The 14,015-nt window shown below is 42.6% G+C and carries 11 protein-coding genes; 3 read left to right on the forward strand and 8 right to left on the reverse strand.

Annotation, left to right across the window (positions count from 1 at the left end; all coding sequences use genetic code 11):
- Positions 1–8: 8 nt before the first annotated feature.
- Positions 9–2,720 carry an aconitate hydratase AcnA gene (gene acnA / locus G399_RS0112720; RefSeq protein WP_006012989.1) on the forward strand — a complete coding sequence of 904 codons (2,712 nt, stop codon included), beginning with the start codon at positions 9–11 and terminating at the stop codon, positions 2,718–2,720.
- A gap of 86 nt (positions 2,721–2,806) precedes the next feature.
- Here the strand turns inward: acnA and G399_RS0112725 are convergent, their stop codons facing one another.
- Complete coding sequence (locus G399_RS0112725; RefSeq protein WP_006012992.1) at positions 2,807–4,249, reverse strand: NADP-dependent isocitrate dehydrogenase; 1,443 nt, start codon at positions 4,247–4,249, stop codon at positions 2,807–2,809.
- A gap of 240 nt (positions 4,250–4,489) precedes the next feature.
- Between G399_RS0112725 and G399_RS0112730 the strand changes: the two genes are divergently transcribed.
- The gene (locus G399_RS0112730; RefSeq protein WP_006012994.1) at positions 4,490–5,425 is read left to right on the forward strand and encodes a LysR family transcriptional regulator; all 936 of its coding nucleotides are present in this window, start codon (positions 4,490–4,492) and stop codon (positions 5,423–5,425) included.
- Here the strand turns inward: G399_RS0112730 and G399_RS0112735 are convergent.
- Entirely contained in the window at positions 5,422–6,150 is a 729-nt protein-coding gene (locus G399_RS0112735; RefSeq protein ID WP_034897038.1) for a hypothetical protein, read from the reverse strand. The genes G399_RS0112730 and G399_RS0112735 overlap by 4 nt on opposite strands.
- Before the next feature lie 76 nt (positions 6,151–6,226).
- Positions 6,227–8,548, reverse strand: coding sequence for a YgiQ family radical SAM protein (locus G399_RS0112740; protein ID WP_006012999.1), 2,322 nt, complete (start codon positions 8,546–8,548; stop codon positions 6,227–6,229).
- A 522-nt stretch (positions 8,549–9,070) separates the two neighbouring features.
- Between G399_RS0112740 and G399_RS0112745 the strand changes: the two genes are divergently transcribed.
- A complete protein-coding gene (locus tag G399_RS0112745; RefSeq protein WP_006013001.1) occupies positions 9,071–9,607 on the forward strand; it encodes a hypothetical protein in 537 nt (178 codons plus the stop codon).
- A 65-nt stretch (positions 9,608–9,672) separates the two neighbouring features.
- Here G399_RS0112745 and G399_RS0112750 read toward each other — a convergent pair whose 3' ends face one another.
- The 5 genes from G399_RS0112750 to G399_RS0112770 all read right to left on the reverse strand — a co-directional run bounded on the left by G399_RS0112750 (position 9,673) and on the right by G399_RS0112770 (position 13,976).
- On the reverse strand, positions 9,673–10,347 hold the full coding sequence (locus G399_RS0112750; protein ID WP_226988997.1) for a GNA1162 family protein: 675 nt from the start codon (positions 10,345–10,347) through the stop codon (positions 9,673–9,675).
- 3 nt (positions 10,348–10,350) lie between these two features.
- The gene (locus tag G399_RS0112755) at positions 10,351–10,698 is read right to left on the reverse strand and encodes a DUF4810 domain-containing protein (protein ID WP_006013007.1); all 348 of its coding nucleotides are present in this window, start codon (positions 10,696–10,698) and stop codon (positions 10,351–10,353) included.
- On the reverse strand, positions 10,695–11,036 hold the full coding sequence (locus G399_RS0112760; RefSeq protein ID WP_006013010.1) for a hypothetical protein: 342 nt from the start codon (positions 11,034–11,036) through the stop codon (positions 10,695–10,697). Before G399_RS0112760 ends, G399_RS0112755 begins: the two co-directional genes overlap by 4 nt.
- Before the next feature lie 3 nt (positions 11,037–11,039).
- On the reverse strand, positions 11,040–12,005 hold the full coding sequence (locus G399_RS0112765) for a CsgG/HfaB family protein (RefSeq protein WP_006013013.1): 966 nt from the start codon (positions 12,003–12,005) through the stop codon (positions 11,040–11,042).
- Between the two features lie 81 nt (positions 12,006–12,086).
- Positions 12,087–13,976, reverse strand: coding sequence for a hypothetical protein (locus G399_RS0112770; protein WP_006013016.1), 1,890 nt, complete (start codon positions 13,974–13,976; stop codon positions 12,087–12,089).
- Positions 13,977–14,015: the final 39 nt, after the last annotated feature.

Raw genomic sequence — 14,015 nt, forward strand, 5'->3', positions numbered from 1 at the left:
GAACCAAAGTGAAGTCATCAAATAAATATATATCCGTACTTTCTGTGCAAGATAAAAACTATCAATATTTTGATTTATCCAGTGCAGGTACCAACATCAAACGACTACCTCTGACGGCTAAAATTTTGTTAGAAAATTTACTCCGTCATAGTAATGAACAATATGTCCAGCCAGAAGATATTCAAACCCTAGCAAAGTGGGATACAAACTCTTCATCCCAGACTGAAATCGCTTTTGTACCATCCCGGGTTATATTACAAGATTTTACTGGTGTACCCGCGATAGTAGACTTGGCTGCCATGCGAGATGCAATGCTAGATTTAGGCGGCGACCCTAATAAAATAAATCCACTTAAACCGGTAGACTTAGTTATTGACCATTCCATTATGGTGGATGAGTTTGGTAGTAAAGATTCATTTAAAAATAATACTGAAATTGAAGTTAAGCGCAATAAAGAGCGCTATCAATTTTTGAAGTGGGGCCAAAGCGCTTTCAGTAATTTTAAAGTGGTACCGCCAGGAAAAGGCATTGTGCACCAAGTGAATTTAGAATACTTGGCGCGAGTCACTTTTGTTGAAGAGCAGCAAGACGCGTTGGTTTTGTTTCCTGATACGCTCGTTGGGACTGATTCTCACACCACCATGATTAATGGTTTAGGTGTCCTTGGCTGGGGCGTTGGTGGTATTGAAGCTGAAGCTGCAATGCTTGGCCAACCGGTAACCATGTTAATACCAGAAGTCATCGGTATGCAGTTGACCGGTAAATTACCCGCGGGCACGACAGCCACTGATTTAGTATTGGCCGTTACCCAACAGTTGCGAGCATTTGGTGTTGTTGGCAAGTTTGTTGAATTTTTTGGTGCTGGGGTAAAACACTTAACCGTTGCGGATCGTGCAACAATAGCCAATATGTCGCCCGAATATGGCGCAACCTGTGGTTTATTTCCGATTGATGAACAGACCAGTAAGTACCTTGCATTGACCGGACGCAGTCAACAGCAAATTGATATAATAGAAGCTTATTCCAAAGCGCAAGGAATGTGGGGCAGTGAAGCTCAGGAAGATGCCGAATACCACGCTACTTTAACGCTTAATTTGAGTGAAGTGGTGCCGGCTATTGCAGGACCTAAAAGACCACAAGATAGAATTGATTTAGACCATGCATCATCCGCATTTAAAGCATGGATAGAGGAGCAAAAAGCTCTGGCTATTGCCCCCGATGATACTCAGCAAGGTCGCTTTGATAGTGAAGGTGGTCCTTTAAGAGAAACACCAAAAAATAGCGTTTCTTGTCATTTGAATGGGCAGGATTTTGAACTGAATGAAGGCGCTGTGGTCATCGCTGCTATCACCAGTTGCACCAATACGTCTAATCCATCGGTGTTGGTGGCCGCTGCATTAGTGGCAAAAAAAGCCAACGAACTGGGTCTGAAGGTTAAACCTTGGGTAAAAACTAGTTTCGCACCGGGTTCACAGGTAGTAACCGAATATTTAGATAAAGCCGGTTTGTCTAAAGAACTCGATACAATGGGCTTCAACTTAGTGGGTTATGGCTGTACCACTTGTATCGGTAACTCCGGGCCATTACCAGAACCTATTTCCGAGGCCATAAGAGAAGGCCAATTAACGGTGACGGCAGTGTTATCAGGTAACCGTAACTTTGAGGGTAGAATACACGCTGAGGTAAAAGCTAACTATTTGGCTTCGCCGCCATTAGTGGTTGCTTACGCTATTGCAGGTAACATGAATATCGATATTACCAAAGAACCTCTGGGCACTAGTCACGACGGCAAACCGGTTTATCTTAGGGATTTATGGCCAAGCCAAGAAAGTATTCAGAGCATCGTGACAGACGTCGTCAACGAAGCTATGTTTACCGATAAGTACGGCAGTATTTATGACGGCGGCGACGTATGGCAAAACCTCGAAACGGTTGATGCAAATATTTATGACTGGCCTGATAGCAGCTATGTAAAAAAACCCAGCTTTTTTACCAATATGCAGGCTAAGCCTGAACCGGTAAAAGCGATTGAAAAAGCGCGCTGTTTATTAAAGTTGGCTGATAGTGTTACCACCGACCATATCTCGCCAGCGGGTGCAATTGGCAACGATACGCCTGCAGCTGAATATTTGCGTGCCAATCACGTTGAGCCAAAAGATTTTAACTCGTATGGTTCGCGTCGCGGTAATCACGAAGTAATGATGCGAGGCACGTTCGCTAATGTCAGGTTACGTAATGAATTAGCGCCTGGTACGGAAGGCGGTTTCACCCGCAAGCAACCCAGTGGTGAACAAATGACTGTGTTTGACGCGGCGCAGCAATATATCGCTGATGATGTGCCTACTATTGTTATTGCGGGTAAAGAATATGGAACCGGGAGTTCTCGAGATTGGGCGGCAAAAGGCCCACTATTGCTGGGTGTAAAGGCCGCAATTGCAGAAACTTACGAACGTATTCATCGCTCTAATCTTATTGGTATGGGTATTTTACCCTTGCAGTTTTTACCAGGGGAAGGAGCGCATACTTATAAGTTAGACGGCACCGAGCAGTTTTCTATCGAAGCGGTCAAAGCTAAGCAAAAGCAAGCCAAGGTTAAGGTACTAAGAGAAGATGGTAGTGAATTCAGTTTTGATACCGATATTCGTATTGATACGCCAAATGAGTTCGAATACTTCCGCCATGGAGGGATCCTGCAGTACGTGATCCGCTCACTACTGTAAACAAAATAGCGTAGATTAAGGCTCTCAATTCTAGTCGATACAATGAGTTGAGAGCCTTTTTAATATGCCAAGTGCGTTCTAATAACTCAACCATGCACCGCTGCATAACCAGGTTCGCCATTAAAGTTATATAGATTCTCAGTTTTAACAACATCAAACCCAGCTTCATGCAGACGCGATTGCACGTTGAGTACCTCATCAAAGCTCAATTGCATGGTGGGGGACATAAAACGGCAACGCCAGTGGTCCACGCAATACGTTTCTGGGAAACCCTCTGGCCATACTTTTACACCGCGATTGGTGATTAATTTCAACTCAAGTTGCGCAGTGCCATAGTTAACTAGCTTGTCGCCAAGTTTCTTAGGCACCCCATCTTGCCACTGCAGGAAGATATCAATACCGACCAATTCTTTTTTACAGGGTTTTTTGTAGCCAACGACGGGTAGTTTAAGCGGTTTGCTTCCTTCATATGACGGCGCTTTAAGTTGTTTCGGTGACTGGCCTAAGTTAGCAATCACAGCATCGGCAAACTCAACGGTGCCCAATAAAGTGTTGCTTTGACCTTGCTTATAAATGTCGGCGGTGTGCAAACCTTGTTCAAGTGTGACTAACCAAGCATGATGAATTTTTTCAGCAATATCATTTTGTCCAATGTGCGATAGCATCTGAATTGCACCATGCAATAAAGCCGATGGGTTGGCAATATTCTTACCTGAAATATCGGGCGCGGAACCATGAATTGCCTCGAACATGGCACACTGATCACCAATATTGGCAGAACCAGCCATGCCGACAGACCCGGCAATTTGTGCAGCGACATCTGAAATTATATCGCCATATAAATTTGGCATAACCAGCACGTCGAAATCCTCTGGCGTGTCGGCGACTCTGGCAGCGCCAATGTCGACTATCATGCTGTCGTGCTGGATCTCAGGATATTGCGCAGCGATATCTTTAAATATTTGGTGAAACAAGCCATCGGTTAACTTCATGATATTGTCTTTTACAAAGCAAGTTACTCGCTTACGGTTTTGTTGCTTTGCATATTCGAAAGCATAACGGACAATTCGCTCACAACCAGGCCGCGTAATTAACTTAAGGCACTGGTAAACGTCCTCAGTTTGCCTATGTTCAATACCGGCATACAAATCTTCTTCGTTTTCCCTCACGATGACCAAATCCATGATCGGGTGTTTGGTTTTTACAAAGGGAGCATATGAAATACAGGGGCGGATGTTAGCGTATAAGCCTAGCGCTTTGCGCATACTGACGTTTAGGCTTTTATAGCCGCCGCCTTGAGGTGTGGTAATGGGCGCTTTGAGAAAGACTTTAGTTCTTCTCAATGATCCCCAAGAACTAGCTTGAATACCGTTAGTTTGTCCGCTCAAATATACTTTTTCACCAATTTCTATAGTTTCAGGTGCGATTTGTGCACCTGCTGCCTCTAACACTTTCAGAGTAGCTCGCATAATCTCGGGACCAATACCATCGCCATAAGCGACTGTGATAGGAACAATAGGGTGTGTCATAAAAACTCCGTCTTTAGTTTAGGTAGCAATGTAATAGCATGTATTCATTAACCCGCGCTGTGAGTTAAGGTACTTAAAAGAAAAACACTTAAAAGAAAAGCACTTAAAAGAAAAGCACTTGAAAGAAAAGCAGCGAAAGCTAAAAATTAAATGTTTTGTTAAGTAATGTAGGATTGTAATGATATATTACATCTGTAATAATAGATTAAATCGTATTTATGTATAGATGATTATAGATATATGACTTGGACACGTCGCCTACATACAAGGCAAACTACGTTTCGCCAGCTTGAAATTTTTATGACAGTGGCTCAATACACTAGCGTTACTTTGGCAGCTAAAGCGCTGCATCTTGCTCAGCCGACAGTATCCACACAAATTGCAAAGTTAGCTCAGGCTTTAGACTGTCAACTGTTCGAATTGGTCTCCAAAAAACTCTATTTAACCGATACAGGGCAGGAGGTTCTTGACGCCACACGCGCTATGTTTGATGTTATGGATAACCTAGAAATGCGCTTGGCTGCGAGATCTGGACTGTCCGTGGGGCGATTAAAGATTAGCGTTGTGACCACCGCTAAATATCTCATTCCGAGCTTACTTGGCGAATTTTGCCAAGCATATCCTAATATTGAACCCGAATTTCAAATAGGCAACCGTGCAGAAATTATTCAACGTTTGAAACAGAACTTGGACGACTTGTACGTATTTAGTAACCCGCCAAGAGAACTTGATATTACGACTGATTTCCTAACTAAGAATCCGCTGGTAGTGATAGCCAAGCAAGGTCATCCGCTAAAAGATAAAAAAAGCATTTTATGGGAGGAGTTGTATGGAGAGCGTTTGCTGATGCGTGAAAATGGGTCTGGGACGAGGTATGCAATTGAAGCCTTTTTTAAAGAAAATAGGATAAAAATGCAAAATCCTATAACGATCGCTAGTAACGAAGCGATAAAAGAGTCCGTTATGGCGGGCTTGGGTATCGCCATTATTAGTCAGCATGCACTAAATCATATGGCCCCTGGTAATTTGATAGAGTTGCCAGTACACGGCTTTCCAATACCGAATAGTTGGTACTGGGTTTTACCTAAAGGAAAACATGTTTCAAATGCAGCAATGGCTTTTCGTGAGCACGTGACGCAAGGGTTGTCTCACAAAAAGCCAAATGAGCATGCTTAAAACGATTTGTTGATGCGAAAGCCAAAGTTGTGATCTCTGCTGCCATTGGATACACCAGCAAGATACCTTACTTCATACTTGAGGCCACCGATGGTGCCACCTGCCATTGGCCCAATTTGATGACTTTGGCTATTAAAAGAACCAAAACTACCGATACGACCTAGGTCGTTAAACATTTCCACGCCTACGGTGAGTCCGTTATCTAATTTTTTGCTGACACTTGAGCGTGTTTGAATTTCAGTACCACTACCTGCGTTATCACCGCCGAATTCCCATGAGCCAACTACAATGCCTCTAACTCTTATGCCATTTTTGAGGTCCCATTGATTTGTCCAGTGCATTGCGAATTCTTCAGGATTATCGCTGCGGCGCTGGCGAACATCGAAACGAATACCACTGGACCACATACCGTCGGTTTCTTTTTTCTTAAAGTTATACAGCATTTCAGCGCGAACATATTCGTATTCAAATGTGTCTCGGTCTCTATATTGCATTACAATTCTGCCTCTAACTCGGTCATTAAAAGAATGTTGGTAATGCAGTCGGTAAGCCCAATTATCTACTTGGTCACCATCATCACTTGGTGACAATGCCAGCCGAAGTTGCATGCTTCGATCATCTTCCTTAACTCCTGGGCCATGCACTCCTGATGTGTTAGACGCGAAGGCACAAGTACTTAAGGCCATCAATAAAGTAGCGAGGGTATAGCCAATAATTTTTTGCAATTTTGTTTATCCAAATTAATATATTTTATATTATCGTTGGGTGTTTGCGCGCGCCGATTTCCCGGCGGCGCATCCACTAGCGTTTTTTATACTTCGCCTTGCGCGGCTTTGTATCTGTTTGAGTCAGCTCTGTATTACCAGTTTGCCCACCTTGTATATTATGTGGCTGGTTATCACTAAAGCGCGTTAAACCTTGTTGGTGTTTAGGTGTTTTCGAGTTTTTACCTTTAGCATAAGCTTTGTTAGCTGAGCGTTTAGCAAATTCTTTTTGCTCATTACCTTTAAGCTCGTTTCTGCTCTCATAAGGAACTAAACACTTAGGACCGTTGCCAATAAGATGTGCCTTACCCATTTCAATCAGTGTTTTACGCAACAATGGCCAATTGGCAGGATCGTGATAGCGCAAAAATGAGCGGTGTAATCGACGATGAATTTCACCTTTAGGAACTTCCACAATCTCACTTTTATGATCCACTTTGTGGATCGGATTTTTATTTGTATGATACATCGTCGTGGCATTTGCCATAGGCGATGGATAGAAATTCTGAACTTGGTCTAGCTTGAAGTCACGCTCCTTTAACCACAGAGCAAGATTGAGCATATCCTCGTCATTTGTCCCCGGATGAGCAGAGATAAAATACGGGATCAGAAATTGTTCTTTACCGGCTTCTTTGGTGTATTTGTCGAACATTTCTTTGAAACGGTCATACGTGCCCATGCCAGGCTTCATCATTTTGTCTAAAGGTGCTTTTTCTGTGTGCTCAGGCGCAATTTTTAAATAGCCGCCGACGTGATGCGTGACTAATTCTCTAACATAATTGGGGTCTTCAATAGCAAGGTCATAACGCACGCCAGAGGCAATAAGGACTTTTTTCACACCCTGGACGTTGCGCGCTTTTTTGTACAATTCAACAGTTGGGGTTTGATCTGTGTCCAAGTGCCCACAAATTTCTGGCCATACACAAGATAATCGACGGCACGTTTGCTCAGCTTTAGGGCTTTTGCAACGCAGCTTATACATGTTCGCTGTTGGGCCTCCGAGGTCTGAAATAACGCCAGTAAAACCCGGTACTTTATCGCGTATTTGCTCAATTTCACGAATGATAGAACCTTCAGAACGACTCTGAATAACACGTCCTTCATGCTCAGTAATAGAGCAGAATGTACAACCACCAAAACAACCACGCATGATGTTTACCGAGGTTTTAATCATGTCGTACGCAGGAATTTTTGTTTTGCCATAACTTGGATGTGGCACACGCGCATAGGGTAAATCGAAAACCGCATCCATTTCTTCTGTTTCGAGAGGGAATGCAGGCGGATTTATCCAAATAATACGATCGCCGTGACGCTGCGCTAATGCGCGAGCACAACCCGGGTTGGTTTCTTGATGCAATATTCTTGACGTATGCGCGTAATGAGTTTTTTCAGCTCGCACCACATCGTATGGGGGCAATAACACATAGGTTTTCTCCCACGGTTTGCGGCGCGTCGTTTTAGAGGTGAAGGGTTGTATTACAATCGGTTTTGCTTTTTCAGCGTCAATCGCGGCTTGTTTTTCCTCTTCACTCTGAATAGCGCATTTGTCCTCGATCATTTCATACGGACTGATGATAGGTTCAATTTTACCTATGCTATCGACGTGAGTTGAGTTAACACCTTGCCAACCAGGAAGCGGCTCTTTGCGTATAACCGCGGTGCCTCGAATATCTTGCATTTGCTCAATCGTTTCCCCTGCTGCGAAGCGAGACGCCATTTCTAATAGCGGCCGTTCGGCATTACCAAACATAAGCATGTCGGCTTTTGAGTCAAATAAAACAGAGCGTTTTACTTTGTCCGACCAATAATCATAGTGCGCTATGCGACGTAAGCTGGCTTCAATACCACCAATGATAACGGGTTTTTTGTAGGCTTCTTTACAGCGCTGGGTATACACAGTAACCGCGCGATCAGGACGTTTTCCGCCTATATTTCCAGCTGTGTATGCATCGTCATGGCGAAGTTTTCGCTCTGCGGTGTATCGATTGATCATCGAATCCATATTGCCAGACGTCACGCCAAAGAATAAATTAGGTTCGCCCAACTGCATAAAGTCGTCTTTTGAATGCCAATCAGGCTGTGAGATAATACCAACGCGATAGCCTTGCGCTTCAAGTGTGCGACCAATAACAGCCATACCAAAGCTTGGGTGATCGACATAAGCGTCACCGGTCACAATGATGATATCGCAGCTATCCCAACCCAACTGGTTCATTTCTTTGCGCGACATAGGCAAAAATGGTGCTGAGCTGCCGCCAGATTTCGAATATTTTGGAAAAGAAAATAATCCCCTTTCGGCCTTCATTCTTGGCGTTTCTGATTTTCTGGCGGCGGGCTGGATCGTCGGCGTCGTTGACATATCTTTCTCTGTATTATTGTAAATTACTACTGAATGTACAACTGGCACATTCGTTATTTTATGCTAAATAGGGTATGCACTAAATAGGGTATGTACTAAATAGGGTATGCACTAAATAGGGTATGCACTCAATAGCGCCGGACAGTATACCAGAGAACTTTTGATTAATATCCAGATTACGTCGAATGGGTATTTGACACTCTGCTTAAATACCCAGTGCCTTGTATGCAGTCTAGTACCTTCTCAAATACCGTCACCGCAAAATAAAAACCAGCGCCAATACGGCAGTCAAAAGCTGTTTAAATTGAAATGCTTACACAAATAAACTTTTATTTGGTAGTACGTACCACTATAGTAATGCTCATTAAAGGGTCTCTGTCGTTAGTTACTCACTCGCTTACTTACTTACTTACTTACTTACTTACTTACTTACTTACTTACTTACTTACTGAGTTAGTTACTTACTCACTACTAATTGACCAGTAATTCAGCACTAGCTCAGCACTAATATTAGGAAAAGTCATGTTATCGATAAAACGTTTATTCAGTCTGTTTGTTATTTCTTTATTTTTGGGAGGCTGCGCTAGTTACGATTATCCAAGCCAAGTGAAACTCGGTGACACCATGATTGAAGCTTCCGGTGAAAGTTTAGCCGGCGATGTTGTTGTCATACCAAAGGATTTTGCAGGTCAGCAAACTCTGTTATTATTTGGTTACGTGCAGGATTCTCAGTTTGACATTGACCGTTGGTTAATTGGTTTGGACATGACTGAAACGCGAGTGGCGGTTTATGAAATACCAACGATTAAAGGCATGTTTCCCAGAATGTTTAAAACATTTATTGATGGAGGCATGCGTAAAGGTATTCCTAAAGCACTCTGGAAAGGCGTAGTGACAGTTTATGCTGATGGTGACAAAATACAACGTTTTACGGGTAATCAACGGCCCAACAATGCACGCGTTATGCTATTGGATGCTGATGGCAAAGTCGTGTATTTTTATGCAGATGGGTTTTCAGTCAATGCATTAAACGCAGTCAATGCATTGGTAAAAAGTTAGATCGTGTTTTAACTATTCCTCAATTACTATTGCTAATGCGCTCACTTAATAGCAGTCAGCACATTTTATTTATTAAAGGCCCTTACTTTTTGGTCGGTCCCTGCTTTTGGATGATATCCTCCAAAAGGCAGGGTAGAAAGTGCCCTGTAGTTAACTTGTTTTGCTAACGGTATATAGTCAGTTAAGGCGGTATTGATTGCTGTAGAAATAAGAGCACCAATTAGGCCACCGCCTGAATTACCGCCGCCGGTGTTAACAACAATGGTATCAGCATATTGCCAAAGGACGTCTTGGTTAGTCGTTGAAACTAATTCATAGGCAATCCCGACTGTAACGTCACCTCCGAGCACGAAATAAGACGTGTCCCACTGATTAATGTTTACAAACAAAACGGCATCAGCCCCATACATTGTTTTAAACAAGCCAGCATCAACGTTGGCTAGCTGTGCACCATCTACAATGCCTTGCTCTTGCAGCAGTCTATTGGTCACCTCGATAGGCAACACGTAATAGCCCATGCGAGTTAACGGCTCGGCAATCGTTGTCGAGTAATACTCAGGCGCTTCAGCCGCCGTTGTATTGTTAATCGCGGGTACCACTAATATAGCAACAGGCTTCGCTTGGTACATTTTTGGAAATGCGTCTTCTTTAGAAATAATTGACGTAGCGCAACCACTTAGACCAATAGCCATCACAGCTAGCCAAGAAATCCGTTTTACTCTGTTTAGTATATTTCGCATCCCTTAAGCCCCATTTCTTTTTTTCAATTCAAGCACAAGCGTCCTTGATTCAGGGTAAAGTGACATCTCTCTATTTAACAATGCATCTGCATTTTCAGAGCTGCCGCTTTCAATTTCCATGACGGCTAATTCGATCAATACGCCAGGAGGAACTCGGGTCCCTCTCTTGTCGCTGGTCTTGATAATGTCATTGAGTGTTTTAACGTGCCGTTGACGCGTTGTGTCACCGGGTTCTTGTTTATAGTTGTGCAAAGTGTCAGAGTAACTACCCCAATACAAACCGCCTTGTGTGCTGTTGCATGCCGACAATAAAAGCACAGCGCCAATGATTATTAGTCCTTTAATTTTCACTGAACATTTACCTCAAATGAATTTCCGTTGGTTACATATAGTTTACGGTTTACTACTAATGCCCCATTTTTAAAAACCTTTACGGTATTTGTGCCGGCGGTTACTTCAAACTTCGCTACTTTTTTACCATCTAGCATAAAAGTCTCAATGCTGTCTGTTAACGTGATCGGCGAATTTGTGTTGATTTGCAGTGACGCATTTTCGAAGTTACCCGTTAGTAATATGAACGCCTTGGTGTCATCGACTTGAGTCACTGACTCATATGACGACGTACACCCAAGCATTAAAAAACTAAATAATACAAAAACAATCCCTTTTAACGAATTTGATTTACTCATATTTTACTCCTTTTCCATCACGACTAACTGAGCTAAATCTGTTTGTGCTGGCAACTGGGTGTCCAGCGAAACAATAGATATTTCATTTTTGGCAGCACCACTTAACAGCACGACAGTAGCTGTTGCAATGGGCTTACCGGCCAATTCAATCATGAAACCAGTTTGTGGATTTTTGATTTTTTTACCTTTTTGCAAAATAGTAAATTCATCACCTACAGAGATGCCTTGTGAAGCACCTCCGGTCATTATGTATTGGTCGTCTTGCTTGGCAATCAAATAGGCTTTCCAAGGCATGTCTAGCAAGTTTTCCATCAAGTCGCTGACCACTTTTGAAATCGCGGCAGAAATAGCTTTGTCGTTTAACGTGGAATCAAACGCTGCTCGCTCACCAACACCGAAGGTTGTATTTGCTTCAGCGCGCGCTTCGCCACTGCCTTCTTCAGAAAAAACGATCTGCCCGGTCGTCGTGTCAATTAGTCTCACGTTAACGGTCGCCATCGCTTGTTGAATTTTATTGCGACTAAATATGCCTGTTTCACTGGTCGTTTTGCGACCAAATTCACTAATTGAACCGATAATAAGATAATCTGCGCCAACGACTGCTGACGTAACACCTTCAAGCGCTTGTTCATTTCTAACTTTGTCCAGGTCGTCCCTTTCAAGCATGATGAATTGCCCCGAATTAGTTAGTCGAGCACTCAGTATATCTGCTGCCTGCTTACCAATATTATCGAAGCTTTTATCTACAAAGATGCTATTGCTGTTTTTTGTTTCATCGGTAAATCGAGCAATAGCCACTTTGCGTTTTAAGCCCATTGCTGGCGCTGTCTCAATAGTCGGGCTAATGGATGCTTGGTTACTTTGGTTTGAATTAAGCGTTTGCTTTGTAGAAGATGTGCATCCAGACGTAAGCACGATCCCCAAAGCAACGATTAAAGAAAGCTTGGTTTTGGAAAAATGATTTTTCATTTATACCCTTATAAAGTGACTGTTTTACAACATAAATATATTGAATAAGTGGGTTAATTGCTAGCCTATAGGAATAAATATTTATTTATTCGCGTCTTTTTCTACTGATTCTTGCGCTGCTTCATTTCGCAAATATCCTGCTGCCTGTTCATCTTCGTCGAAGCTTAGTTTAGCGTCCACATTTACATTTGGCTCGAACGCTCTGGACTGCTGATTTATTTGATGGATCTGGCTAGCATTGGATAAATCTCGCTCATTGGTAATGGCAGCAATGGCTTCTCTTTCCTTCAAGAAACTCTTAATTTCGTCAACAATGCTGTCGAGTTCTTGATCATTTTTTGCCATCGACATAATGTAGCGCGGTTGCTCTAGGTTCTTCATACCACTGGTAGCAAATATTGAGGTTTTGATGCGCGTTGTAATTATCCAAGGGGTAATACTAGAACGCACTACCGTGTTTTCTGAGCGCGTACTGTCGTGTATAGACATGCCCGTTGATAATTTAGACTCAGTATAAGTCCCTTCAGTGTTTAAGTGCATTAATAGTGAGGTGAAGTGCATCTCGCCCCAAAATAAATGCGAAGCAGCGTCGAGTATTTTGGCTGCACTTTTAAAGGTTAACCAAGCAAACAGGGTAAACAGTGCTGAACTTAATGCTTGCAAAAAGAAAGTTAAATTACTATTTGTTGTGGCTAACTTCCAGCTGTCAAATGCCCCTATTGCTGAAATAATATTTTGACCAAGATAATAAAATGCAATAGCACTAATCACAAAAGCAATTTGACCTATGGTTGATAATATCGTTTTCTTGTTATCTTGCTTTGAATTATTTTCTTCTTCTGCCAGAGCGGGTTGGGTTTCAATTAATAGTTGGCCGTTAAAGCTGCCCTTGCCATCCGATTGCTCGATTAATTTGGGGTCAAATTCGCGATAAATTCGGTTTGGCATTTCCTTATATCGACGGTTAGCCAAAACGATGTTTTCAATATTAATAAAAACTTCGTTTGGATGCACTGACTCTTGCATGTTCTCACGATATTCGCTGACCTCTGTTTGCGGTGAAGCATTGGCCATACGAGCAAACAATAAAGGCAAAACCGCAGCAAGAACAACTAAGGTGGCAATAGTTAACAAGCCTAAGTTAGCCCATGCGTTAAAAATACCCGAGGCTTCAGTAAAAATTTGTTGAGTGTTATCGGACACAATTAACCATTCATCTAGGTACACGCCTGCAACAATGGGTATCATAATAGATGCCGCAATAATAACGCCAAAGGAAGCGCCACCGCTGCTTTTTAATACAGTTTGGCTGGTTCTTTGAATGGCTCTCGCTGCCGACGACCAAGATATCACTAAGTAGAGTAACAACAACGTGCCCACTATTGGCATTGCAAAAAGCGCAGCGGTTTCGCCGGCTAAGCCTGCGGTGACGATAAAGAAGACAATTAAAAATGACACAATGCCGGTTAAATAATTTATTACCATACCTGCAATTTCTTGCGCCATCATCCGCAGCGGGTGCGGTAAAAAGGTAAGTTTTGGAAAAATACTATGCACAAATCGGCCTAGGAAACCCACGGGTTCAGTGAAGGTTGTGTTCTTGCGACCCATCATCATGGAGTAAAGTGTTTTTGCGTCGTACTGTAATGCATTGCGTTCGTACTTAGCAGATTCCTGCTCGGAAGGTGATTTGTTTTCAGCTAATGAAGTGGGTACTGAACGGCCTACGAAGTAGCGAAAAAGCTGTATAAAGCCAACACTGGTGTGCCTGACACCACTTATTAGTAGGTAAAAGCCAATGATCACATAAGCCCATCCGACGACTTTGTCTGCCTTTAACTCGCTAGCGACTTGAATTAATGTGAATATACCAAGTAATGCAACAAGCACACCCGCTACAGCTTTGAATAAACCTTCTTTTTTGAATGGATTTTTAATTCCTAAGGTTTGTGAGCCAAAATCATATGCCATTTAATGTCCCTTTATAGACTAATACTAAATTGAGTGTTA

This window comes from Brumicola pallidula DSM 14239 = ACAM 615 (genome assembly GCF_000428905.1).
GTDB classification, from domain to species: domain Bacteria; phylum Pseudomonadota; class Gammaproteobacteria; order Enterobacterales; family Alteromonadaceae; genus Glaciecola; species Glaciecola pallidula.

Bases quoted from the DNA above. Each gene is read 5' to 3' on its own strand.
- G399_RS0112725 (WP_006012992.1), bottom strand. From the start codon at position 4,249: ATGACACACCCTATTGTTCCTATCACAGTCGCTTATGGCGATGGTATT.
- G399_RS0112730 (WP_006012994.1), top strand. From the start codon at position 4,490: ATGACTTGGACACGTCGCCTACATACAAGGCAAACTACGTTTCGCCAG.
- G399_RS0112740 (WP_006012999.1), bottom strand. From the start codon at position 8,548: ATGTCAACGACGCCGACGATCCAGCCCGCCGCCAGAAAATCAGAAACG.
- G399_RS0112745 (WP_006013001.1), top strand. From the start codon at position 9,071: ATGTTATCGATAAAACGTTTATTCAGTCTGTTTGTTATTTCTTTATTT.
- G399_RS0112750 (WP_226988997.1), bottom strand. From the start codon at position 10,347: ATGCGAAATATACTAAACAGAGTAAAACGGATTTCTTGGCTAGCTGTG.
- G399_RS0112760 (WP_006013010.1), bottom strand. From the start codon at position 11,036: ATGAGTAAATCAAATTCGTTAAAAGGGATTGTTTTTGTATTATTTAGT.
- G399_RS0112765 (WP_006013013.1), bottom strand. From the start codon at position 12,005: ATGAAAAATCATTTTTCCAAAACCAAGCTTTCTTTAATCGTTGCTTTG.
- G399_RS0112770 (WP_006013016.1), bottom strand. From the start codon at position 13,976: ATGGCATATGATTTTGGCTCACAAACCTTAGGAATTAAAAATCCATTC.